The 22,097-nt window shown below is 72.1% G+C and carries 22 protein-coding genes, 1 tRNA gene and 1 pseudogene; 19 read left to right on the top strand and 5 right to left on the bottom strand.

The genetic code is table 11. The features are described from left to right. The first annotated feature begins 46 nt into the window (after positions 1-46). The 10 genes from JRG78_RS07265 to era all read left to right on the top strand — a co-directional run bounded on the left by JRG78_RS07265 (position 47) and on the right by era (position 9,057). Complete coding sequence (locus JRG78_RS07265) at positions 47-700, top strand: DUF1990 family protein (RefSeq protein WP_259606063.1); 654 nt, start codon at positions 47-49, stop codon at positions 698-700. Then, positions 700-1,977: a radical SAM family heme chaperone HemW gene (gene hemW, locus JRG78_RS07260; protein ID WP_259606062.1), complete on the top strand. Its 1,278-nt coding sequence runs from the start codon at positions 700-702 to the stop codon at positions 1,975-1,977. The genes JRG78_RS07265 and hemW overlap by 1 nt, the downstream gene beginning before the upstream one ends. 40 nt (positions 1,978-2,017) lie before the next feature. Next, on the top strand, positions 2,018-3,055 hold the full coding sequence (gene hrcA, locus JRG78_RS07255) for a heat-inducible transcriptional repressor HrcA (protein ID WP_259608158.1): 1,038 nt from the start codon (positions 2,018-2,020) through the stop codon (positions 3,053-3,055). Between the two features lie 33 nt (positions 3,056-3,088). Beyond that, positions 3,089-4,195 (top strand): molecular chaperone DnaJ, encoded by a 1,107-nt coding sequence (gene dnaJ, locus JRG78_RS07250; protein WP_259606061.1) that lies wholly within the window; start codon positions 3,089-3,091, stop codon positions 4,193-4,195. A 13-nt stretch (positions 4,196-4,208) separates the two neighbouring features. Then, a complete protein-coding gene (locus JRG78_RS07245) occupies positions 4,209-4,937 on the top strand; it encodes a 16S rRNA (uracil(1498)-N(3))-methyltransferase (RefSeq protein WP_272653255.1) in 729 nt (242 codons plus the stop codon). Positions 4,938-4,953: 16 nt separating this feature from the next. After that, positions 4,954-5,301: an HIT domain-containing protein gene (locus JRG78_RS07240; protein ID WP_272653254.1), complete on the top strand. Its 348-nt coding sequence runs from the start codon at positions 4,954-4,956 to the stop codon at positions 5,299-5,301. Between the two features lie 94 nt (positions 5,302-5,395). Continuing rightward, a complete protein-coding gene (locus JRG78_RS07235; RefSeq protein ID WP_272653801.1) occupies positions 5,396-6,421 on the top strand; it encodes a PhoH family protein in 1,026 nt (341 codons plus the stop codon). Continuing rightward, the gene (gene ybeY, locus JRG78_RS07230) at positions 6,418-6,876 is read left to right on the top strand and encodes an rRNA maturation RNase YbeY (RefSeq protein ID WP_259606058.1); all 459 of its coding nucleotides are present in this window, start codon (positions 6,418-6,420) and stop codon (positions 6,874-6,876) included. Before JRG78_RS07235 ends, ybeY begins: the two co-directional genes overlap by 4 nt. Beyond that, complete coding sequence (locus JRG78_RS07225) at positions 6,873-8,168, top strand: hemolysin family protein (RefSeq protein ID WP_272653253.1); 1,296 nt, start codon at positions 6,873-6,875, stop codon at positions 8,166-8,168. Before ybeY ends, JRG78_RS07225 begins: the two co-directional genes overlap by 4 nt. After that, positions 8,143-9,057 (top strand): GTPase Era, encoded by a 915-nt coding sequence (gene era / locus JRG78_RS07220; protein ID WP_272653252.1) that lies wholly within the window; start codon positions 8,143-8,145, stop codon positions 9,055-9,057. Before JRG78_RS07225 ends, era begins: the two co-directional genes overlap by 26 nt. A gap of 3 nt (positions 9,058-9,060) precedes the next feature. On the opposite strand, the gene JRG78_RS07215 is transcribed toward era, so the two are convergent. Further along, the gene (locus tag JRG78_RS07215; protein WP_259606055.1) at positions 9,061-9,714 is read right to left on the bottom strand and encodes a hypothetical protein; all 654 of its coding nucleotides are present in this window, start codon (positions 9,712-9,714) and stop codon (positions 9,061-9,063) included. Positions 9,715-9,920: 206 nt separating this feature from the next. Here JRG78_RS07215 and leuA point away from each other — a divergent pair, with 206 nt between their 5' ends. Next, positions 9,921-11,675, top strand: coding sequence for a 2-isopropylmalate synthase (gene leuA / locus JRG78_RS07210; protein WP_259606054.1), 1,755 nt, complete (start codon positions 9,921-9,923; stop codon positions 11,673-11,675). 114 nt (positions 11,676-11,789) lie between these two features. On the opposite strand, the pseudogene JRG78_RS07205 reads toward leuA, so the two are convergent. Next, a pseudogene (locus JRG78_RS07205) lies at positions 11,790-12,477 on the bottom strand (trimeric intracellular cation channel family protein). 36 nt (positions 12,478-12,513) lie between these two features. On the opposite strand from JRG78_RS07205, the gene recO reads away from it, so the two are divergent. Next, positions 12,514-13,257, top strand: a complete 744-nt coding sequence (gene recO / locus JRG78_RS07200; RefSeq protein ID WP_259606053.1) for a DNA repair protein RecO — start codon at positions 12,514-12,516, stop codon at positions 13,255-13,257. Beyond that, positions 13,254-14,051 (top strand): isoprenyl transferase, encoded by a 798-nt coding sequence (locus JRG78_RS07195; protein ID WP_259606052.1) that lies wholly within the window; start codon positions 13,254-13,256, stop codon positions 14,049-14,051. Before recO ends, JRG78_RS07195 begins: the two co-directional genes overlap by 4 nt. Here JRG78_RS07195 and JRG78_RS07190 read toward each other — a convergent pair. Next, on the bottom strand, positions 13,997-14,416 hold the full coding sequence (locus JRG78_RS07190) for a hypothetical protein (protein WP_259606051.1): 420 nt from the start codon (positions 14,414-14,416) through the stop codon (positions 13,997-13,999). The genes JRG78_RS07195 and JRG78_RS07190 overlap by 55 nt on opposite strands. 273 nt (positions 14,417-14,689) lie before the next feature. Here JRG78_RS07190 and JRG78_RS07185 point away from each other — a divergent pair, with 273 nt between their 5' ends. Continuing rightward, positions 14,690-15,367 (top strand): DsbA family oxidoreductase, encoded by a 678-nt coding sequence (locus JRG78_RS07185; RefSeq protein WP_259606050.1) that lies wholly within the window; start codon positions 14,690-14,692, stop codon positions 15,365-15,367. A 45-nt stretch (positions 15,368-15,412) separates the two neighbouring features. On the opposite strand, the gene JRG78_RS07180 is transcribed toward JRG78_RS07185, so the two are convergent. Continuing rightward, positions 15,413-15,913: a glutathione peroxidase gene (locus tag JRG78_RS07180; RefSeq protein ID WP_259606049.1), complete on the bottom strand. Its 501-nt coding sequence runs from the start codon at positions 15,911-15,913 to the stop codon at positions 15,413-15,415. 75 nt (positions 15,914-15,988) lie between these two features. Between JRG78_RS07180 and dusB the strand changes: the two genes are divergently transcribed. The 5 genes from dusB (at position 15,989) to JRG78_RS07155 (ending at position 21,459) form a co-directional block, all read left to right on the top strand. Next, positions 15,989-17,173, top strand: a complete 1,185-nt coding sequence (gene dusB / locus JRG78_RS07175; protein ID WP_259606048.1) for a tRNA dihydrouridine synthase DusB — start codon at positions 15,989-15,991, stop codon at positions 17,171-17,173. Continuing rightward, a complete protein-coding gene (locus JRG78_RS07170; RefSeq protein WP_259606047.1) occupies positions 17,163-18,551 on the top strand; it encodes a deoxyguanosinetriphosphate triphosphohydrolase in 1,389 nt (462 codons plus the stop codon). The genes dusB and JRG78_RS07170 overlap by 11 nt, the downstream gene beginning before the upstream one ends. Beyond that, complete coding sequence (gene dnaG / locus JRG78_RS07165; RefSeq protein WP_259606046.1) at positions 18,551-20,500, top strand: DNA primase; 1,950 nt, start codon at positions 18,551-18,553, stop codon at positions 20,498-20,500. Before JRG78_RS07170 ends, dnaG begins: the two co-directional genes overlap by 1 nt. A 34-nt stretch (positions 20,501-20,534) precedes the next feature. Next, on the top strand, positions 20,535-21,296 hold the full coding sequence (locus JRG78_RS07160) for an ATP-binding cassette domain-containing protein (RefSeq protein WP_259606045.1): 762 nt from the start codon (positions 20,535-20,537) through the stop codon (positions 21,294-21,296). An 87-nt stretch (positions 21,297-21,383) separates the two neighbouring features. After that, positions 21,384-21,459: transfer RNA gene (locus JRG78_RS07155), tRNA-Asn, on the top strand. A gap of 47 nt (positions 21,460-21,506) precedes the next feature. Here JRG78_RS07155 and def read toward each other — a convergent pair. Beyond that, on the bottom strand, positions 21,507-22,073 hold the full coding sequence (gene def / locus JRG78_RS07150) for a peptide deformylase (protein WP_259606044.1): 567 nt from the start codon (positions 22,071-22,073) through the stop codon (positions 21,507-21,509). Between the last annotated feature and the right edge of the window lie 24 nt (positions 22,074-22,097).

Raw genomic sequence — 22,097 nt, 5'->3', positions numbered from 1 at the left:
CATCCGCTGGGGACGCCGTCCAGGTACGCCGTCTAGGCTTGTCCCCATGCGTCGCGGAACATTCCGAGAAGGCACGGTGGACTACGCCGCGGTCGGTGCCACCCATGCGCCGGACCTCATGCAGTATCCGCCGGAGCGCAGCATCCCCGCCGAGGAGTCGTGGCGCATCGGCAGCGGCGAGGAGCGCTTCCGGGTCGCCGGCGAGGCGCTGCTGTCGTGGACCGCGCAGCGCGCGGCGGGCCTCGAGCTCGCCGACCTGCGGCCCGCCGCCAGTCCCGGCTACACGGGCGTCAGCTTCGACGCCGAGGGCGCCCCGATCGCCCCGAGCCGCCCGCAGACCGAGCAGCGCTTCGACGCCGAGGGCACGCCGTTCGTCGCCCCCGGCACGACCCTGAAGGTGCGCGGCCGGGTCGCCGGGATGCGCGCCGACGCCGAGCTGCGGGTGATCTCGGTCACCGAGGAGCGCCGCCGCATCGGCTTCGTGCTCGGCACCGTCGGCGGCTCCGTGGTCAGCGGCGAGGAGTCGTTCGACGTCGACTGGCGCGAGGACAGCGACGAGGTGTGGTTCACCGTGCGCGCCTTCGACGCTCCCGTCGCGCTGCTCTACCGCCTGGTGCCGGCGCTGGTGAAGCGCCGCCGCCGTGAGCTGTTCGCCCGCTACCTGCGGGCGATCTCCCCGCTGTACGCCACCCCGGTCTGATGGCAGGACCGCTGCCTCTGGGCGACCCGGCTCCGCCGGACGGGCGCCTGCCGGCATCCGTCCGCGTCGATCCGGCGACTCCGTTCTCGGCGTACCTGCACGTGCCGTTCTGTCGCGTCCGCTGCGGGTACTGCGACTTCAACACGTACACCGCCACCGAGCTGCGCGGCGCCCGCCAGGAGGACTACGCCACCACGGTCGCCGCGGAGATCGCGCTCGCGCGCGACGTGCTCGCGGATGCCGGGGGCGTGCGCCCGATGGACACCGTGTTCTTCGGCGGCGGCACGCCCACGCTGCTGCCGGCCGGGGACCTGGCGCGGATGCTGCAGACCGCCGTGGACGCGTTCGGGCTGCGCGACGGCGCGGAGGTCACCGTCGAGGCCAACCCCGACACGGTCACGCCCGGCGTCGCGCGCGAACTCGCGGCGGCCGGCGTCACCCGGATGTCGGTGGGGATGCAGTCCGCCGTCCCGCACGTGCTGGCGGTGCTGGACCGCACCCACCGGCCGGAGAACGTCGCCGCGGCCGTGCACGCCGCCCGTGAGGCGGGGCTCGCGGTGAGCGTGGACCTCATCTACGGCACCCCCGGCGAGTCCCTGTCCGACTGGGAGCGCTCCCTGGACGCCGCGCTCGCCCTGGAGCCCGACCACATCTCCGCGTACGCGCTCATCATCGAGGAGGGCACGGGCCTGGCCCGCCGCATCCGCCGCGGCGAGGTGCCGGCGCCGGACGACGACCTGCAGGCGGACATGTACGAGCTGGCGGACGCCCGGCTCGCCGGCGCCGGGTACGCCTGGTACGAGGTGAGCAACTGGGCGCGCCCTTCGGCAGGCTCAGGGGCCGAGACGGGCGCGGAGGTCGGCGCGGGCGCCGGCACCGTGCACGACAACCGCTCCCGGCACAACCTCGCCTACTGGCGCGGCCACGACTGGTGGGGCTTCGGGCCCGGGGCGCACAGCCACGTGGCCGGGCTGCGCTGGTGGAACGTGAAGCACCCCGCCGCCTACGCGCAGCGGCTCGCGGCGGGGGAGTCGCCCGCGGCCGGCCGCGAGCAGCCCGACCCGGAGGCGCGGATGCTGGAGAGCGTGCTGCTGCGCAGCCGCATCGCCGAGGGCATCCCCATCGCGGAGCTGCCGGACGGGAATCGCGACCGCGTCGCCGGCCTCATCGCGGACGGCCTGATCGACCCCGCGGCGGCCGTGCGCGACCGCGCGGTGCGCCTGACCCTGCGCGGGCGCCTCCTCGCGGACGCCGTCGTGCGCGCCCTCACGCGGTAGAATTGGCACTCAGAGTGGCCGAGTGCCAGCGGGAGGGATGATGGTCACAGAGCGCGGGCTGCAGGTCCTCCGGGCGATCGTGCAGGACTACGTGGAGACCCACGAGCCGGTCGGCAGCAAGTCCATCGTCGAGCGGCACGCCTTCGGGGTGTCCGCCGCGACGATCCGCAACGACATGGCGCAGCTGGAGGACGAGGAGCTCATCACGGCGCCGCACACGTCCTCGGGGCGCGTGCCGACCGACAAGGGCTACCGCGTCTTCGTGAACCACCTCGCCCAGCTGCGCCCGCTGTCCAGCGCGCAGCGGAAGGCGATCGAGTCCTTCCTCTCCGACCCCAGCGACCTCGACGACCTGATGGCGCGGACCGTGCGGGTGCTCACCCGTCTGACCGGCCAGGTCGCGCTCGCGCAGTACCCGTCCTTCGCCCGGGCGCACATCACGCACGTCGAGCTGGTCTCGCTCGCCCCGAACCGCCTGCTGGTGATCCTGGTGACGGATGCCGGCGGCGTGTCGCAGCGCATCGCGCACCTGCCCATCGACGTGGACGCCGAGGACGTGGCCGTGCTGCGCGCGCGCCTGGCCTCGCTGATCACCGGGCGCGCCGTGGGCGACGCCTCCGAGCGGGTGCAGACCATCGTGGACCCGGAGCCGTCGGCGACCCGCACGCACCCCGCCCTGCTCACGCTGGGCGGGGTGATCGCCGAGGAGCTCGAGGAGTTCCGGCAGGACCGGCTGGTGATGGCCGGTGCGGCCACGCTCGCGCGCCGGGAGCAGGACTTCCGCGGCAGCATCCACCCGCTCCTGGAGGCGATCGAGGAGCAGGTGACGCTGCTGAAGCTGATGAGCGAGATGGTCACCGACGAGCACGGGCTCGCGGCGAGCATCGGCACCGAGAACGCGCCGTTCGGCCTCGGTGAGGCGTCGATCGTGGCGAGCAACTACGCCGCCCCGGGCGGCACCGCGCGGGTGGGCGTGATGGGCCCGACGCGGATGGACTACCCGACCAACCTCGCCGCCGCCCGGGCGGTGGCGCGCTACCTCTCGAAGCTGCTCGAGGAAGACGAAGCCGCCCGCTGAGGCGGTGCGGAGAACAGATCCAGAAAGGTGACCGTGGCGGACCACTATGAGGTCCTCGGGGTGTCTCGCGATGCCACCCAGGATGAGATCAAGAAGGCCTACCGGCGCCTGGCGCGCCAGCTGCACCCGGACGTGAACCCGGGGGAGGAGGCCGCCGAGCGCTTCAAGCTCGTCACGCACGCGTACGACGTGCTCAGCGACGAGGAGTCCCGCCGCCGCTACGACATGGGCGGCGACGCGAACGGCTCCTTCGGCGGGTTCGGCGGTTTCGGCGATATCTTCGAGACGTTCTTCGGCGCGGCCGGCGGCGCCCGCGGCGGCCGTCCCCGCTCCCGCCGCGAGCGCGGGCAGGACGCCCTGGTGCGGGTCACCCTCGACCTCGGCGATGTCGTCTTCGGCACCCACCGCGACATCGAGGTGGACACCGCCGTGCTGTGCGAGACCTGCAAGGGCAGCTGCTGCCAGCCGGGCACCTCTCCGGTGACCTGCGACGTGTGCGGCGGCACCGGGCACGTGCAGCGCCAGGTGCGCAGCCTGCTCGGCAACGTCATCACCTCGCAGCCGTGCGGCAGCTGCGAGGGCTTCGGCACCCGCATCCCGTACCCGTGCGGCGCGTGCGGCGGGCAGGGACGGGTCCGCTCCCGGCGCACCGTCTCGCTCGACATCCCGGCCGGCGTCGAGACCGGGCTGCGCCTGCAGCTGCCGGGCTCCGGCGAGGTCGGCCGCGCCGGCGGCCCGAACGGCGACCTGTACGTCGAGGTCACCGTCGCCCCGCATCCGGTGTTCAGCCGCGACGGCGACGACCTGCTCGCGACGCTCGAGGTGGCGATGACGGATGCCATCCTCGGCACGACCACGACGATCGAGGCGCTCGACGGCCCGGTCGACCTGGAGATCCGGCCCGGCATCCAGTCCGGCGACGTGCTCACGATCGCCGGGCGCGGGATCACCCCGCTGCGCGGCACGCAGCGCGGCGACCTGCGGGTGGGCGTGCAGGTGGTCACGCCCACCAAGCTCGACTCCGCGCAGCGCAAGCTCATCGAGGACTTCGCCCGCAAGGCCAAGCCGCCGCAGCCGAAGCTGGCGCAGTTCCAGCAGGGGCTGTTCTCAAAGCTGCGCGACCGCCTGCGCGGGCACTGAGCGGGGCGCGGAGATGGCGCTGCACTTCCTGGCCCCCGCCAGCACGGATGCCGAGGTCGGCGAGACCGTCGTGCTCACCGGTGCGGAGGCCAAGCACGCCGCCGTGGTCCGGCGCGTCCGCGTCGGCGAGACGGTCACCATCGGCGACGGCTCCGGCGTCTGGCTCACCGGCACGGTGGAGGACGTCTCCGCCAGCCAGGTGACGGTGCGGGTCACCGAGCGGCGCACGCACGAACCGCCCTCCTCCCGCATCCTGCTGGCGCAGGCGCTGGCGAAGGGAGACCGCGACGAGCTCGCGGTGCAGGCCGCGTGCGAGCTCGGGGTGGACGGCATCATCCCGTGGCAGGCCGCGCGGAGCGTGTCCCGCTGGGAGGGGGCGAAGGCGGCGAAGGGACGCGAGCGCTGGGCCGCGATCGTGCGCGAGGCGGCGAAGCAGGCGCACCGGGCGTGGGTGCCGGACGTGACCGAGGTGCACAGCACCGCGCAGCTGGCGGCACGGGCGCAGGCCGAACGGATGCTCGTGCTCGACCCGACCGCGGAGCACCGCCTCACCGGCATCCGCCCGGACGGCAGGGATGTGCTGCTCGTGGTGGGACCCGAGGGCGGCATCGCCCCGGAGGAGCTCGCCCGGCTCGAGGAGGCCGGCGCGGAGCGGGTGCGCCTGGGCGACACCGTGCTGCGCACCTCGACGGCAGGGCCCGCCGCGATCGCCGTGCTGTCCGGCATCCTCGGCCGGTGGTGACCGTAGACTGGCGTCTATGACGGAACCCTCGATCTTCACCCGCATCCGGAACGGGGAGATCCCCGGTGAGATCCTCACCGAGACCGACCGCGTGTTCGCGCTCCGCGACATCGCCCCGCAGGCGCCGGTGCACCTGCTGGTGATCCCGAAGACCGAGGAGTACCGCGACGTGACCGAGCTCGCCGCCGGCGATCCCGGCCTGCTGGCCGAGATGGTCGAGGTCGCGAAGCGGCTCGCCGACGAGCACGCCGACGGCGATTTCCGTCTCGTCTTCAACACCGGGGCCGGGGCCGGTCAGACCGTCTTCCACGTGCACGCGCACGTGCTCGCCGGCGGCCTCGACGAGAAGAGCGTCGGTGCCTGACGAGCAGCGCCCCGACGGGGCGGATCCCGAGCGGACCGACGCGGAGCGGAACGGACAGCAGCGGACCGAGCGCATCTACGCCGACGGCGTCGCGATGGTGCAGCTGCTCGGCCCGCAGGACCGCCTGCTGCGGGTGCTGGAGCGTCAGCATCCGTCCGTGCAGGTCCTCGTGCGCGGCAACGAGATCACGCTGACGGGCGCGGACGCCGACGTCGCGGCGGCGAAGACCCTGGTGGACGAGCTGATCGCGATGACGAAGGCCGGGCACGACCTGGGGCCGGCGGACGTGGAGAACTCCGCCCGGATGCTGCGCCGCGACGAGAACGTGCGCCCGAGCGAGCTGCTCGCCGAGGCGATCCTGTCCACCCGCGGCAAGGTGATCCGGCCGAAGACCCCCGGGCAGAAGGAGTACGTCGACGCGATCGACCAGAACACGATCGTGTTCGGGATCGGCCCGGCCGGCACCGGCAAGACCTACCTGGCGATGGCGAAGGCCGTGCAGGCGCTGCAGCGCAAGGAGGTCGACCGGATCATCCTCACCCGGCCGGCGGTCGAGGCGGGGGAGCGGCTCGGGTTCCTGCCCGGCACCCTGACCGACAAGATCGACCCGTATCTGCGGCCGCTGTACGACGCGCTGAACGAGATGATGGACCCCGAGATCGTGCCGCGGCTGATCGCGACCGGCACCATCGAGGTCGCGCCGCTGGCGTACATGCGCGGCCGCACCCTGAACAACTCCTTCGTGGTGCTGGACGAGGCGCAGAACACCACGCCCGAGCAGATGAAGATGTTCCTCACCCGCCTCGGGTTCGGCACCAAGATGGTCGTCACCGGCGACATCACCCAGGTGGACCTGCCCACCGGCGCGTCCGGTCTGCGGCTGGTCACCCGGGTGCTGAAGGACATCGAGGACATCCACTTCGCCCGCCTCACCAGCGAGGACGTGGTGCGGCACTCCCTGGTCGGCCGGATCGTCGACGCCTACAGCGAGTACGACGAGAAGCGGGTCGCCGCCCGCCACGAGCGCGAGCAGGCCGCCGAGTTCGCCAACCGCGCCGAGCGCCGCGCCGGGCTGCAGCGCGGGCCGAGGGACCGGATGCCGAAGCGAGGACTGTCATGATCGAGATCAACAACGAGTCCGCCGTCGAGATCGACGAGACCGTGCTGCAGCGGCTCACCGAGTTCAACCTCGCCCAGCTGCACGTCAGCCCGGATGCCGAGGTCGCGATCGTCCTGGTCGACGAGGGCGCCATGGAGGCGCTGCACGTGCAGTGGATGGACGAGCCCGGTCCCACCGACGTGCTCAGCTTCCCGATGGACGAGCTGCGCCCCGGCACCGCCGACCGGCCCACCCCGCCCGGCCTGCTCGGCGACATCGTGCTGTGCCCGCAGGTGGCCGAGTCGCAGGCGCAGACCGCCGGGCACTCGCTGATGGACGAGCTCATCCTGCTCACCACCCACGGGCTGCTGCACCTCCTCGGCTTCGATCACGCCGAGCCCGAGGAGGAGCGTGAGATGTTCGGGCTGCAGCGGGAGCTGATCCGCGGCTTCGCGGAGTCCGAACGGCGCCGATGACCGCAGCCTTCCTGCTCGCGGCCGCCGTGCTCCTGGTCGCCTTCGGCGGCCTGATGGCCGCGGTCGACGCCGCCTTCTCGGTGAGCTCCCGCTCCGATCTGGAGGAGATGGCGGACCAGGGTCGCAACGCCGACGCGCTGCGCCGGATCGCGGCCGACCCCGACACGCACGTCAACGCCGTCGCGTTCATGCGCGTGTTCGCCGAGACCACCGCCGCCGTGCTGGTGACGGTGGCGTTCGTCTTCCTGCTGCCGAACATCTGGTGGGCGATGCTCGCCACCGCCGTGCTGATGACCGGGATCACCTTCGTGCTCGTCGGCGCGAGCCCGCGCTCGTTCGGCCGGCTGCACGCCGACGGGATGCTGCGCACCTGGGCGCCGGTGGTGCGCGGGGTGCGGATCCTGCTCGGCCCGCTGGCATCCGCCCTCGTCGCCGCCGGCCGCCGGGTGACCCCCGGCACCGGGCGCAGCAGCTTCGCCTCGGAGGAGCAGCTGCTGAGCATGGTCGACGAGGCCGCCTCCAACGATCTGATCGAGGAGGACGACCGCGACCTGATCCACTCGGTGTTCGACTTCACCGATCAGTTCGTGCGCGCCGTGATGGTGCCGCGCACCGAGATGCTCACGGTCGACGCCGAGGCCACCACCACCGACGCCATGGAGCTGTTCCTGCGCAGCGGCGTCTCCCGCATGCCGGTGGTCGACGACGAGGCCGACGACGTGGTCGGCGTGCTCTACCTGAAGGACCTGGTGCAGTTCGCCTACCGGGACGAGAGCGCGTGGCGCGGCGCCCCGGTGCGGCCGATCGCGCGGCCGGCGACCTTCGTGCCGGAGTCGATGCGCGCCGAGACCCTGCTGCAGCAGATGAAGCGCGACGCCGTGCACGTGTGCCTGGTCATCGACGAGCACGGCGGCATCTCCGGGCTGGTCACCCTCGAGGACCTCATCGAGGAGCTGGTCGGCGACATCTCCGACGAGTACGACCGCGGGCCGGCGGAGGTGGTCGACCTCGGCGACGGGCGCTACCGGGTCAGCTCGCGGCTCTCGCTGGAGGACGTGGGCGACCTGTTCGGGCTGGAGCTCGAGGACGACGACGTGGATTCCATCGGCGGACTGCTCGGCAAGGCCCTCGGGCAGATCCCGCAGCCGGGAGCGACCGCGACGATCGGCGGGCTGGTGCTCACCGGCGGCGCCTCGCGCGGACGCGGGCGGGGCATCGCGACGGTGTTCGTGGAACGGGCGCCGGAGGAGACGGAAGGAGCGGACGATGAGCGACCGCGAGGAGACGACTGACGGGACCCGCAGCGGGTTCGTGACCTTCGTGGGGCGCCCGAACGTGGGCAAGTCTACGCTCACGAACGCGCTGGTGGGGGAGAAGATCGCGATCACCAGCGAGAAGCCGCAGACCACGAGGCGGGCGATCCGCGGCATCGTGAACCGCCCGGACGGGCAGCTGGTGATCGTGGACACGCCCGGCATCCACAAGCCGCGCACGCTGCTCGGGGAGCGGCTGAACGACCTCGTCGAGCAGGTGCTCGGCGACGTCGACGTGATCGGGTTCTGCGTGCCGGCCACCGAGAAGGTGGGCCCGGGCGACCGCCGCATCGCCGCCTCCCTGGACGGCTACCCGCGGGCGAAGAAGATCGCGATCGTGACGAAGACGGATGCCGCCGAGAAGGACGCCGTCGTGGAGCGGCTGATGGAGGTGGACTCGCTGCGCGAGGACTGGGAGGCGGTCATCCCGCTCTCCGCGCTCACCCGACAGCAGCTGGACGTGCTCGCCGACGAGCTGGTGCAGCTCATGCCGGAGGGTCCGCGCCTGTACGAGGACGGCGTGGTCACCGACGAGTCGGTGGAGGACCGGATCGCGGAGATCATCCGCGAGGCCGCACTCGAGGGCGTCCGCGACGAGCTGCCGCACTCGATCGCCGTCGTCGTCGACGACATCGCCCCGCGCGAGGACGCCGACCTCACCGATGTGCACGCCTCGATCGTCGTCGAGCGCGACAGCCAGAAGGCCATCATCATCGGCCGCAAGGGCGCCCGGCTGCGCGACGTCGGGGCCACGGCGCGGGCCGGCATCGAGGAGCTGCTGGGCACCCGCGTGTTCCTGAAGCTGCACGTGAAGGTCGCCAAGGAGTGGCAGCGCGACCCGAAGCAGCTCGGCCGCCTCGGCTTCTGAGCACTATCCCGCTTCCCGCAGTGCGGACCGGATGACGACGACGCCCTCGCCGAACTCGGCGTCCGCCGCCTCCTGGTAGGTGCCGTCATCCCACAGCACGTCCACCCACAGGTACCCGTTCTCCGGATACGACCCGAAGTACGTGCGGCCGTCACCGCCCAGCCGGTCGTCGAGCTCCGCCTGGATATCCAGAAGCCGCTCCTCGGCGGTGTGCCCCGGCTGCCCGCCGGTGGGGTCCTCGGGCGCGGGCGGGTCGTACAGCGCCAGCAGGATGGGCGGCTGTGTCACGGTGAACGTCTCCCCGTCGTACCGGCCGGTGAGCGCGTAGGCGCCCCAGCGCACGTCCCCGGATGCCTCCGCGCCGTCGACGCCGTCCCAGCTCCACCCCGCCAGCGGGATGCCGCGGCACTGCGGCGGGTACGACTCCGCGATCGGGCCGAGGCAGAACTCGGCCGCGCCGGCGTGGTCCATCACCGTGCCGGCGCCGGTCACCTCGCCCTCCGGCGGCGCGGGCGCCGCGGCGCCGAGCGGATCGCCTCCGGATCCCGCGGAGCTCGTCGGCGGGTGCCCGCCCGGGGTCCCGGCGCAGCCGGCGAGGGCGAGCAATCCGGCAAGTCCGAAGGCCGCGAGGAGTCGGATGCTGCGCACTGTGCTCATGACTGACAGTGTCCACCCGCGACCGATCGTCTCGGCGGAGCCGCCGGGCGCGGGTGCGCACCGGCATCCGATGCTGTTACCATCGATGCATGCCTTACGGCGCGCTGCTTCTTCTTAGCTGCCGCGACGAGGCCTGATTCCCGGGCCTTCCTCGTCGCGGCGCTCGTGTTGGCCTGAGAACATCCCCGACGAAGAGAAGAAGTCCCATGAAGAACAATCAGCGCCCGTCCTCGATGCCGATCCACCGGTACCGTCCGTTCCACGAGCAGATCCGCGTCGACCTGCCCGACCGCACCTGGCCCTCGCAGCGCATCACCCAGGCGCCCCGCTGGTGCGCGGTCGACCTGCGCGACGGCAACCAGGCCCTCATCGACCCGATGTCCCCCGAGCGCAAGCGCATCATGTTCGAGCTGCTCGTGAGCATGGGCTACAAGGAGATCGAGGTCGGCTTCCCCTCGGCGAGCCAGACGGACTTCGACTTCGTCCGGCAGCTGATCGAGGAGAACCTCATCCCGGACGACGTCACGATCCAGGTGCTGACCCAGGCGCGTGAGCACCTCATCGCCCGCACCTACGAGGCCATCGCCGGCGCGAAGCAGGCGATCGTGCACCTGTACAACTCGACCAGCGTGCTGCAGCGCGACGTGGTGTTCCGCACCGACAAGCAGGGCATCATCGACATCGCCCTGAACGGCGCCCGGCTGTGCCGCCAGTACGAGAAGACGGTGCCGGGCACGCAGGTGTACTACGAGTACTCGCCGGAGAGCTACACCGGCACCGAGCTCGAGTTCGCCGTCGACGTCTGCAACCAGGTGCTGGAGGTGTTCCAGCCGACGCCCGACCGCAAGGTGATCATCAACCTGCCCGCCACGGTGGAGATGGCCACGCCGAACGTGTACGCCGACTCGATCGAGTGGATGAGCCGGCACCTGAACCACCGCGAGAACGTCATCCTGTCGCTGCATCCGCACAACGACCGCGGCACCGCGATCGCCGCCGCCGAGCTCGGCTACATGGCCGGCGCCGACCGCATCGAGGGGTGCCTGTTCGGCAACGGCGAGCGCACCGGCAACGTCGACCTGGTCGCCCTGGGCGTGAACCTGTTCACGCAGGGCATCGACCCGCAGATCGACTTCAGCGACATCGACCAGATCAAGCGCACCGTCGAGTACTGCAACCAGCTGCCGGTGCCCGAGCGCAGCCCGTGGGCGGGCGACCTCGTCTTCACCGCGTTCAGCGGATCGCACCAGGACGCCATCAAGAAGGGCTTCGAGGCCATGGCGGCGCGCGCCGAGGCGGAGGGCCGGCCGGTCGACGAGATCGGGTGGGCCGTGCCGTACCTGCCGGTCGACCCGAAGGACCTCGGCCGCTCCTACGAGGCCGTGATCCGGGTGAACTCGCAGTCCGGCAAGGGCGGCGTCGCCTACCTGCTGAAGACCGACCACGCCCTCGACCTGCCTCGCCGGCTGCAGATCGAGTTCTCCGGCGTCGTGCAGGCCAAGACGGATGCCGAGGGCGGCGAGGTCACCAGCGACCAGATCTGGGAGATCTTCACCGACGAGTACCTGCCGGCCGACGACGCGGATGCCAAGTGGGGCCGGTTCGAGCTGCTCGGCACCGAGATCCGCAGCGACATGTCGGGCGAGGTGCAGCTGGACGTGGTGCTGCGCGACGAGGACGAGCGGGTCACCGCATCCGGCCGCGGCAACGGGCCGGTGGCGGCGTTCGTGGAGGTGCTCCGCGAGCACGGCTTCGACATCACGGTGTACGACTACGTCGAGCACGCGCTCAGCGCCGGCGGCGACGCGCAGGCGGCCGCCTACGTCGAGCTGCAGGTCGGCGACCAGCGGCTGTGGGGCGTCGGCATCGACGGCGACATCTCCACCGCGTCCCTCAAGGCGATCGTCTCCGGCGTGAACCGCTCGATCCGCGCCCGTCAGCCGGAGCTCGTCGCCGGCTGACCCCGTCGCCGGATCCCCCCTTCCCTTCTCTTTCGGGTTTGGGGCGGATTCTCGCGTTCGGGGCGGCGGAGAGCCGCCCCAAGGTCGAGAATCCGCCCCAACCCGGGGTGAGGGTCAGGGTTTGACGATCGGGATGGAGCCGGTCTCGGCGGCCACCTTGCGGCGGTAGAGGCGGCGCTGCTCGGGGAGGGAGACGTCGAACACGACGGCGAGCACCCGGAACACGGCGGTCACGGCGATCCCGATGATCGCGGCCGGGGTGATCGGCATCCCCAGGGTGTGCGCGGTGACGATGAAGGCGCAACCCGCGCCGGCGGCCACCGCGTACAGCGACCCGACGTGCATGATCGCGACGGGCAGTCCCACGAGGACGTCGCGCAGCACGCTTCCGCCGACCGCGGCGCACACACCGATGAAGACCGCAGGCACCTCGGGGGATGCCGACCGCGATCGCCTTGCTGGTCCCGAACGCGCCGAACATCCCGATCACCACGGCATCGAGCACGACGATCACGGTGTTCACGCGCTGGAACAGCCCGGCCAGCAGCATCCCGAGCAGCGCGGCGCCCCCGGCGGTGAGCAGGTACCAGTTGCTCTGCAGCGTCGCCGGGGGCTCGCCGAGCAGCAGGTCGCGGATGAGTCCGCCGCCCATGCCGATCATGATCCCGATGATCGCGACGCCGAGCAGGTCGAGCCGGCGCTGGCCCTGGAAGCCGGACGCGAACATCGCGCCCTGGATGCCGCCGAGCCCCACGCCGAGCAGGTCTGCCCAGAGCGGGATGGTGAAGAGCGGTTCGGTCACGCGACCATTCTCCCGTGCGCGGAGGATAATCGTTGGATGCCCACCTACCGAGACGAAGCGGTGATCCTGCGCACCCACAAGCTGGGTGAGGCGGACCGCATCGTCACGATGCTGTCGCGGCGCAACGGCAAGATCCGCGCCGTCGCGAAGGGCGTCCGGCGCACCTCGTCGAAGTTCGGGTCCCGGCTGGAGCCGTTCATGGTCGCCGACGTGCAGCTCTACCAGGGCCGCTCGCTGGACATCGTCCAGCAGGCCGAGTCGCTGGGCGCCTACGGCGCCGACATCGCCGCGGACTACGACCGCTTCACCGCCGCGAACGCCATGGTCGAGACCGCCGACCGGCTGAACGAGGCCGAGGCGACGCCCGAGCAGTACCTGCTCCTGGTCGGCGGGCTGCGCGCCCTGTCCCGCGGCGAGCACGCCCCGCGGAGCATCCTCGACTCCTACCTGCTGCGGGTCATGGCGCTGTCCGGCTGGGCCCCGGCGCTGCAGGACTGCGCACGCTGCGGGGCGCCCGGCCCGCACGCCGCCTTCGTCGCGCAGCTCGGCGGGCTGATCTGCGCGGACTGCGCCCCGGCGGGGAGCCCGCGCATCGCGGCATCCGCCCTCGCCCTGCTGCGCGCGCTGATGGCGGGGGACTGGGCGACCGTGGATGCAGCGACCCCGGCCGACACGGCCGCCGCCTCCGGCACGGTCGCCGCATACGCGCAATGGCATCTCGAGCGCGGCATCCGCTCGCTCGCCCACGTGTCCGACCCGCAGCGCGAAGGAGCCCGGTGACCCCGAAACCGTACACGCACAAGGACGCCGTGCCGTACCGGCCGCTGGACTGGACCGGCATCCACCCGCCCGCGTTCCCGGCCGTGCCGAACCATGTCGCGATCGTGATGGACGGCAACGGGCGCTGGGCGAACCGGCGGGGCCTGAACCGGATCGAGGGGCACAAGGCCGGCGAGGAGGTGCTGCTCGACGTGGTCGCCGGCGCGATCCAGGCCGGCGTCAAGCACCTGTCGGTGTACGCGTTCTCGACCGAGAACTGGGCGCGCTCCCCGGAGGAGGTGCGCTTCCTGATGGGCTACAACCGGGACGTGCTGCATCGCCGCCGAGACCAGCTCAACGAATGGGGGGTGCGGGTGCGCTGGGCCGGGCGCAAGCCGCGCCTGTGGGGTTCGGTGATCAAGGAACTGCAGTACGCCGAGCAGCTCACCCGCGGCAACGACGTCCTCACGCTGACGATGTGCGTGAACTACGGCGGGCGGGTCGAGCTCGTCGACGCCATGCGCGCGATCGCCGAGGACGTGGCCACGGGGCGCATGAAGCCGGGCGCCATCACCGAGAAGCAGATCCGCCGGCACCTGTATGTGCCGGACATGCCCGATGTGGACCTGTTCCTGCGCAGCTCGGGGGAGCAGCGCACGTCGAACTTCCTGCTGTGGCAGTCGGCCTACGCGGAGATGGTCTTCCTGGACACGCTCTGGCCGGACTTCTCCCGCGAGGAGCTGTGGCGCGCGATCGAGATCTATCTGTCCCGCGATCGCCGCTTCGGCGGCGCGGTGAACGCGCCGTCCCGCTGACGAAGCCACGCCTCCGTCTCGCGCGGATGCCGGAACCGCAGCACCTGCAGGTGCGGGTAGCGCCGCTGCAGCTCGGGCATCTGCTCCTGCCAGTGGTGCAGGGTGCGCTTCTGCCACGCCAGGATGTTCACCTCGGGGTCGCGGCGGAACATGTTCGCCACGCCGCGTTCGCGGTTGCCGTTCCACAGCTCGGTGCGCAGCACCGCCCGACCGAACGTGCGCCGGACCAGCCGTGCCCGCACCACGCGGTAGGGGTAGTCCAGCCAGACGACGAGCTCGGCACGCGGGGCGAGGATCTCGCTCGTGCCCTTGCTGGTGTACTGCCACTCGGTGACCCAGCGCTCCTCGGCCGCGAAGGCGCGCACGTCGTCGAGGAACGACGCCCTCGGTGACCCAGCGCTCCTCGGCCGCGAAGGCGCGCACGTCGTCGAGGAACGACGCCCTCGGTGTCCAATCCGGGCCGTGGTAGAGCGCGTCGATCTCGACGTGGCGCAGGCCCCAGCGCTCCGCGAGCCGGGCCGCCAGTGTCGTCTTGCCCGATCCGGTCACGCCGGCCACGAGCACGCGGTGCGGGGTGTCGAGCATCCGAAGATGCTACCAACGGAATACGACGCCGGTGAGCGCGGTTGCGCCTGGGTGTGAGCGAACCCATCTCGATCGACATCTGGTCCGACATCGCCTGCCCGTGGTGCTACATCGGCAAGCGCAATCTGGAAGCGGGCCTGGCGGCCGCGGCAGCCGGTGAGGACGCCCCGCAGGTGCGGGTGACCTACCACTCCTTCGAGCTCGCGCCCGACACCCCCGTCGACTTCGACGGCGACGAGGTGGACTTCCTGTGCGGGCACAAGGGGATGCCGCGTGCGCAGGTCGAGCAGATGCTCGACCATGTCACCGGCGTCGCCGCGCAGGCGGGCCTGGACTACCGCTTCGACCTGCTCCAGCACACCAACACGGTCAAGGCGCACGAGCTGCTGCACGTCGCCAAGGACAAGGGCCGTCAGCTGGAGATGCAGGAGCGGCTGATGTCGGCGTACTTCACCGAGGGCCGGCACGTGGGCCGCATCGACGACCTCGTCGAGCTCGCGGCCGAGGTCGGGCTCGACCGCGACGAGACACGGGAGGCGCTGGAGAGCGCGCGGTACCTGCCCGCGGTGCGCGCGGACCAGGCGCAGGCGCGCGCCTACGGCATCAACGGCGTGCCGTTCTTCGTCATCGACGGACGGTACGGCATCAGCGGCGCGCAGCCGCCCGCCGCGTTCGAGAACGTGCTGCGCGACCTGTGGGCGCAGCGCCGCGAGGCGGCCGCGCAGCCCTGACCTCGACCGGGGCGGTCGCGCGCCGCGCCCCGCGACCGGTCCGCCTCAGCGCACCGTCGCGAGCGCCTGCTCGATCGCGCCGACGATCTCGGGGTCGTCCGGGCGCTGCTTCGGCCGGAAACGGCGCACCTCGCCGTCGGGCAGCACCAGGAACTTCTCGAAGTTCCACTCCACCCGGCCGGCCTTCCCCGAGGCGTCCGGGGTTCGCTTCAGCGCCTGGAACAGCTCGTGCGCGTGACGGCCGTTCACCTTCACCTTCTCGTTCACCGGGAAGGTGACCCCGTAGGTCGTCGAGCAGAAGTCCAGGATCTGCTCCATCGATCCCGGCTCCTGGCCCAGGAACTGGTTGCACGGGAACCCGACGACCGTGAACCCGCGATCGCCGTAGCCGCGCTGCAGCTGCTCCAGCTGCGCGTACTGCGGGGTGAGGCCGCACCGGGAGGCGACGTTCACGACGAGCACGACGTCCGCGCCGAGGTCGTCGAGCCGGGTCTCGGCGCCCTGCGCGTCGCGGTACGGGATCTGCCTGATCGGGATGTCGGTCATATCCACAGCCTAGGCGTCTCCACAGCCGCCGGAGGCCTGGCCGGAAACCCTCCCGGGTCTGGGAGAATGGAGACGATGACCATCGCCACCGCCCCCGCCCGCCCGCTCCGCATCGGCCCGATCGATCTCGACGTGCCGGTGGTCCTGGCACCCATGGCGGGGATCACGAACACCGCGTTCCGCCGGCTGTGCCGTGAGTACGGCGCCGGCCTGTACGTCAGCGAGATGATCACCTCGCGAGCACTGGTGGAGCGCAACGCGATCACGATGCGGCTCATCCAGCATCACGAGAGCGAGACCCCGCGCTCGATCCAGCTGTACGGCGTCGACCCGGCGACCATCGCCGAGGCCGTGCGCATCATCGTCGCCGAGGACCGCGCCGACCACATCGACCTGAACTTCGGATGCCCGGTGCCGAAGGTGACCCGCAAGGGCGGGGGAGCGGCGCTGCCGTGGAAGACGTCGCTGTTCGCGGACATCGTCTCCCGCGCCGTGAAGGCCGCCGGCGACATCCCGCTCACCGTGAAGATGCGCAAGGGCATCGACCGGAACCACCTCACCTTCCTCGACGCCGGCCGCGCCGCGGAGGACGCCGGCGCCGCGGCGGTCGCGCTGCACGCGCGCACCGCGTCGGAGTACTACTCGGGGCATGCCGACTGGAACGCCATCGGCGAGCTGAAGGAGGCCGTCACCTCGATCCCGGTGCTCGGCAACGGCGACATCTGGTCGGCGGATGACGCGGTGCGGATGATGGCCGAGACCGGATGCGACGGCGTCGTCGTCGGCCGCGGATGCCTGGGCCGGCCGTGGCTCTTCGGCGAGCTCGCCGCCGCCCTCGGCCCCGCGAACGCCGAGTCCATCGAAGCGTCCTCCTCGTCCGCGCCCGTCGTCGACGCCACCTTGCAGTTCGTCGCCGCCGCGTTCCGCCGGCACGCCGAGCTGCTCGTGGAGTTCTTCGAGGACGAGGACCGCGGCTGCAAGGACATCCGCAAGCACGTCGCCTGGTACTTCAAGGGCTACCCGGTCGGCGGCGACCTGCGCGCGGCGCTCGCCCGCGTGTCCACGCTGCAGGAGATCGACGACCTGCTCGGCACGCTCGGCGACGCCCCCTACCCGGGCGCGGCCGCCGAGGGACAGCGCGGGCGGGCAGGCTCGCCGAAGCGCACCGCCCTGCCGGACGGCTGGCTGGACTCGCGCGAGGTGGCGGGGGAGACCTGCGACATGATGCGCGGCGCCGAGGTCGAGAACAGTGGCGGCTGACCCGCAGGCGGCCCCCGGCCGCGCCGGCGGGTACGGACCGCACGACGCCGAGCGCTTCTTCGCCGAGACGCACCGCTCGGAGCGGGACGACTTCTCCCGCGATCGGGCCCGGGTGCTGCACTCGGCCGCGCTGCGGCGGCTGGCGGCCAAGACGCAGGTGCTGAGCCCCGCCAGCACCGCCGACTTCGCCCGCAACCGCCTCACGCATTCGCTGGAGGTGGCGCAGGTGGGTCGCGAGCTCGCCATGGCGCTCGGCGTGTCCGCCGATGTGGTGGACACCGCCTGCCTGAGCCACGACCTCGGGCATCCGCCGTTCGGGCACAACGGCGAGCGCGCGCTGAACGAGTGGGCCGAGGACATCGGCGGCTTCGAGGGCAATGCGCAGTCGCTGCGGATCCTCACCCGGCTCGAGGCGAAGGTCCTCGACGACGAGGAGCACTCCGTCGGCCTGAACCTGACCAGGGCGAGCCTGGACGCCACCTGCAAGTACCCGTGGACCGTGGACAGCCCGATGCCCGATCCGGGCGGGCGGCTGAAGTTCGGCGTCTACCCCGAGGACGAGGCGGTGTTCCGCTGGATGCGGGAGGGGGCGCCGGGGCGCCTGCGCTGCATCGAGGCGGAGATCATGGACCTGTCCGACGACATCGCGTACTCGGTGCACGATTTCGAGGACGCGATCGTGAACGGGTACCTCGACGCCGCGCAGCTGGCCGACCCCGTCGAGCATCACCACCTGATCGGGCGCATCCAGCAGTGGGTCGGCTACGACTTCACCCGCGACGAGCTGGCGGACGCCCTGTACCGGCTCACCTGCCAGCCGATGTGGCTGCGCTCCTTCGACCGCTCCCGCCGTGACCTGGCGCGGTTGAAGAACCTCACCAGCGACCTCATCGGCCGCTTCGCCCGCGCGGCTGTGGCGGCGACCCGCGAGGCCTATCCCGGGGCGAGCCTGGCGCGGTACGACGCGCAGGTCGTCGTGCCGCGCGTGGTCGAGGCGGAGATCGCGGTGCTGAAGGGCATCATGGGGCAGGCGATCGTCACGATCGACGCCCGCAAGGGCGTGTACAAGGAGCAGCGCCGGGTGCTCAAGCGCCTCGCCGACGCGCTGTGGTCGACGGACGCGCTGTGGTCGGCGGGTGCGGACGTGCTCGAGCCCGCGTTCGCCGCGGACTTCCTCGCCGCGACGACGGATGCCGAACGCGCGCGCGTCGTCGTGGACCAGGTCGCCAGCCTCACCGATCAGACCGCGGTCGACTGGCACAACCGCCTGGTCGGCGAGATCGATCCGGCCGAGGTGGGCATCTGGAGCCCGCGGCACGCCCGGCCCGGGGCGAAGCCGCGCGCGGAGGCGCGGATGGTCGGCGAAGGGGTGACCTGATGCCCCGCATCCGGCAGGCCGACATCGACGAGGTGAAGGCGCGCACGAACATCGCCGACATCGTCGGCGAACGCGTCGCGCTGAAGTCCGCCGGGGTCGGGTCACTGAAGGGGCTGTGCCCGTTCCACGACGAGAAGAGCCCCAGCTTCCACGTCCGCCCGCAAGTCGGGTTCTACCACTGCTTCGGATGCGGCGCCTCGGGCGACGTGTACTCCTTCCTGCGCGAGATGGACCACGTCAGCTTCACCGAGGCGGTCGAGCGGCTGGCCGGCCGGATCGGGTACTCGCTGCATTACGAGGACGGGGGAGCGGCTCCGGAGACGAGCGGCCGCAGCCGGCTGTACGCCGCGAACGCGGCCGCCGTGGAGTTCTTCCGCGCCCAGCTGCTCAGCCCCGAGGCCGAGACCGCGCGCCGCTTCCTCGGCGAGCGCGGCTTCGACGCCGGTGCGGCGGCGCACTTCGGCGTCGGGTACGCGCCCCGCGGCTGGGACGGGATGCTGAAGGCGCTCACCGCGCAGGGCTTCACGCGGGACGAGCTCAGCGCCGCCGGCCTGGTCTCCACCGGGCAGCGCGGTGTGTACGACCGGTTCCGCGGCCGGGTGGTCTGGCCGATTCGCGACGTCACCGGGCAGACGATCGGCTTCGGCGCACGGAAGCTGTACGACGACGATCAGGGCCCGAAGTACCTGAACACGCCGGAGACGCCGATCTACCGCAAGGCGCAGGTGCTCTACGGCCTCGATCTCGCCAAGCGCGACATCGCCCGCGGCGACCCCCGCCGCGTGGTCGTCGTGGAGGGCTACACCGACGTGATGGCCTGCCACCTCGCCGGGGTCACCACCGCGATCGCCACGTGCGGCACCGCGTTCGGTGCCGAGCACATCAAGGTGCTGCGGCGCGTGATGGGGGACGACTCCGCGGCCGGTGAGGTCGTGTTCACCTTCGACGGCGATGAGGCCGGGCAGAAGGCCGCGCTGCGCGCGTTCAGCGAGGACTCCCGGTTCACCGCGCAGACCTTCGTCGCCGTCGCTCCGGACGGTCTCGACCCGTGCGATCTCCGGCTGCAGCGGGGGGATGCCGCGGTGCGCGCCCTGCTGGACGCGAAGGTGCCGATGTTCGAGTTCGCCCTCGACCGGAAGCTCGCCGGTTACGACCTCGCCACCGTGGAGGGGCAGGTCGGCGCGCTGCGCGCCGCGGCCCCGATCGTCGCCGAGATCCGGGACGAGCTGCTCCGGCCGGGGTACGAGCGGGTGCTCGCCCGCCGGCTCGGCATGGACCCGGTCGCGGTGCATCAGGAGGTGCGCCGCGCCGCGCGCGCCGGCGAGCGCGGCGCGGGCAGGCAGTCGCAGCGCCGCGACCCGACCGTATCCGCACCCGCGCGGCCGGGCGGCTCCGGCGCACCCGGCAACCCTGGCGCACCGGGCATCCCCGGCGCACCGGGCGTGCCGGGCGGGCCGGGAGTCTCCGACGCGCCGCCCGCGCGGGTGCGGATCGCCGACCTGCCGCGGAATCCCGACGTCGCCCTCGAGCGCGACGCGCTGATGGGGGTGCTGCAGTACGGGCACCGGGTGGACCCCGGGCTGCTCTCGCGGGCGCTGGCGCCGCCGTTCCGGCATCCGGCGCTCGAGGCGGTGCGCGAGGCGGTCGCGGCGGTGCCCGACCGCACCCGGGTGGGCTGGGCGGCGGAGGCCGCGGATGCCGTGCGCGAGCCGTTCCGCGGGCTCGCCGGCGAGCTGCTGATGATGCCGTTCCCGGCGCGGGACGAGGAGGGCGCCGTCGCGTCCGCGACGGGGCTGTGCCGCCGCCTGATCCTGCGCGACATGGATCGGGAGAAGCACGAGCTGCTCGCGGCCGTGCAGCGCGTGCCGGCGGACTCGGACGGCGGGCGGGCGCTGCGGATGCGGCTGCGCGACATCGACGCGGAACGACTGCAGTTCGCCGAGTCCTGACCCGCCGGTGCGCGACGCACGGCAGGATGGAGGCATGCCCGATGCCCCCGCCATCGTCTGCTCGGACCTCGTCATCGACCGGATCGGCCACGGCGGTGCGACCCGTGCCGTGGACGGCGTCACGTTCACCCTGCCGCCGGGAGACCTGCTCTGTGTCGCCGGTCCCACGGGGTCGGGGAAGTCGACCCTCGTCACCGCGCTGTCCGGTCACGCCGACGGCTCCGTGAAGGTCGCCGGCGGGCGCGCCGTGGTGTGCGGGGTCGACGTCCGGCGGCCTGGGCGACGGCTCCGGCAGCTCACCGCGCTGGCCGGGTATCTGCCGCAGGGGGCGGGAGCGGGGCTCCCGCCCCGGCTCACCGTGGGTGAGGTGATCGCCGAGCCGATCACGTCGCGGCAGCGGCGGGTGAACGCCAGGGCGCTGTCGATCCGGGTGGCGTCGCTGCTGGACGAGCTGCACCTGCCGCTCGGGGCGGCCGAGAAGTTCCCGTACGAGCTGAGCGCCGGCATGCGCCAGCGGGTCGCGATCGCCCGTGCTCTGATGCTCGACCCGCACGTGCTGATCGCCGACGAGCCGCTCGCCAATCTCGACCTGGAGGTGCGCCCGGTGGTGTTCGACGCGATCACCCGTCGCCGCGAGGAGCGCGCCATGGCGGCTCTTCTGGTCACCAACGACGCGGACTTCATCCGCGAGCTCGACGCCGAGGCGCTCATCCTCCGCGCCGGCCACGTGGTCGCCCGCGGGACCGGCCGCAACCTCGCCTGGACCCCCAACACCGAGCACGATTCGCGCCGCTGACGCGCCACGCCCGGCATGCGCCGCAGGTTTCTGAGAGCGCCGCGGAGTTTGCTAAGCTTGGGGAGTTGCCCGCCGCGGCGGGCGCTTTCCTCGGTAGCTCAATTGGCAGAGCAATCGGCTGTTAACCGATAGGTTCTTGGTTCGAGTCCAAGCCGGGGAGCCACCACGGGCCCGTCCAGCTGGACGGGCCCTTTCGCGTACCGGCGGGGCTCAGCCCTCCAGATCGTCCACTCCGGGCATCCAGCTCGCGCCGGGCCGGCCCCAGCCGCGCTTGCGGGCGATCTTCTGCGCGGTCTTCCAGTCGCCGTCGGACAGCCGGTCGACGTACAGGATGCCGTCGAGGTGGTCGAACTCGTGCTGCATGATGCGCGCGCGCCATCCGTCCACCTCGATGCGCACGGCGTTGCCGCCCAGATCCGTTCCGGTCACGAGGACCCGGTCCGCGCGCCGCAGCGGGAACCGCTCGCCCGGAAACGACAGGCACCCCTCCGACTCCAGGTCGGGGTCGGGGGAGCCGGGCTCGGGCGGACTCATCCACAGCACCGGGTTGATGATCTCCCCGCGCCACGGGCGCTCCTCGTCGTCCACGTACGAGTAGACGTAGATCCGCAGCGGCACACCCACCTGCGGGGCGGCCAGCCCGACGCCGGGAGCGGCATCCATCGTCTCGTACATGTCCGCGACCAGCGTGCGGATCTCGTCGGTGATCTCGCCCACCTCGTTCGCGGGTGCGTGCAGCACCGGGTCGCCCATGATGCGGATCGGAAGAACAGCCACGCCACAACCCTACTGGGCGGCCGG

The organism is Microbacterium sp. EF45047 (assembly GCF_028472845.1).
Lineage (GTDB): Bacteria > Actinomycetota > Actinomycetes > Actinomycetales > Microbacteriaceae > Microbacterium > Microbacterium neungamense.
This window is presented reverse-complemented; position numbering and strand designations above follow the sequence as displayed.

Coding starts and splice junctions, on each gene's coding strand:
- JRG78_RS07265 (WP_259606063.1), top strand. CDS start 47: ATGCGTCGCGGAACATTCCGAGAAGGCACGGTGGACTACGCCGCGGTC.
- hemW (WP_259606062.1), top strand. CDS start 700: ATGGCAGGACCGCTGCCTCTGGGCGACCCGGCTCCGCCGGACGGGCGC.
- hrcA (WP_259608158.1), top strand. CDS start 2,018: ATGGTCACAGAGCGCGGGCTGCAGGTCCTCCGGGCGATCGTGCAGGAC.
- JRG78_RS07245 (WP_272653255.1), top strand. CDS start 4,209: ATGGCGCTGCACTTCCTGGCCCCCGCCAGCACGGATGCCGAGGTCGGC.
- JRG78_RS07240 (WP_272653254.1), top strand. CDS start 4,954: ATGACGGAACCCTCGATCTTCACCCGCATCCGGAACGGGGAGATCCCC.
- JRG78_RS07235 (WP_272653801.1), top strand. CDS start 5,396: ATGGTGCAGCTGCTCGGCCCGCAGGACCGCCTGCTGCGGGTGCTGGAG.
- ybeY (WP_259606058.1), top strand. CDS start 6,418: ATGATCGAGATCAACAACGAGTCCGCCGTCGAGATCGACGAGACCGTG.
- JRG78_RS07225 (WP_272653253.1), top strand. CDS start 6,873: ATGACCGCAGCCTTCCTGCTCGCGGCCGCCGTGCTCCTGGTCGCCTTC.
- era (WP_272653252.1), top strand. CDS start 8,143: ATGAGCGACCGCGAGGAGACGACTGACGGGACCCGCAGCGGGTTCGTG.
- JRG78_RS07215 (WP_259606055.1), bottom strand. CDS start 9,714: ATGAGCACAGTGCGCAGCATCCGACTCCTCGCGGCCTTCGGACTTGCC.
- leuA (WP_259606054.1), top strand. CDS start 9,921: ATGAAGAACAATCAGCGCCCGTCCTCGATGCCGATCCACCGGTACCGT.
- recO (WP_259606053.1), top strand. CDS start 12,514: ATGCCCACCTACCGAGACGAAGCGGTGATCCTGCGCACCCACAAGCTG.
- JRG78_RS07180 (WP_259606049.1), bottom strand. CDS start 15,913: ATGACCGACATCCCGATCAGGCAGATCCCGTACCGCGACGCGCAGGGC.
- dusB (WP_259606048.1), top strand. CDS start 15,989: ATGACCATCGCCACCGCCCCCGCCCGCCCGCTCCGCATCGGCCCGATC.
- dnaG (WP_259606046.1), top strand. CDS start 18,551: ATGCCCCGCATCCGGCAGGCCGACATCGACGAGGTGAAGGCGCGCACG.
- JRG78_RS07160 (WP_259606045.1), top strand. CDS start 20,535: ATGCCCGATGCCCCCGCCATCGTCTGCTCGGACCTCGTCATCGACCGG.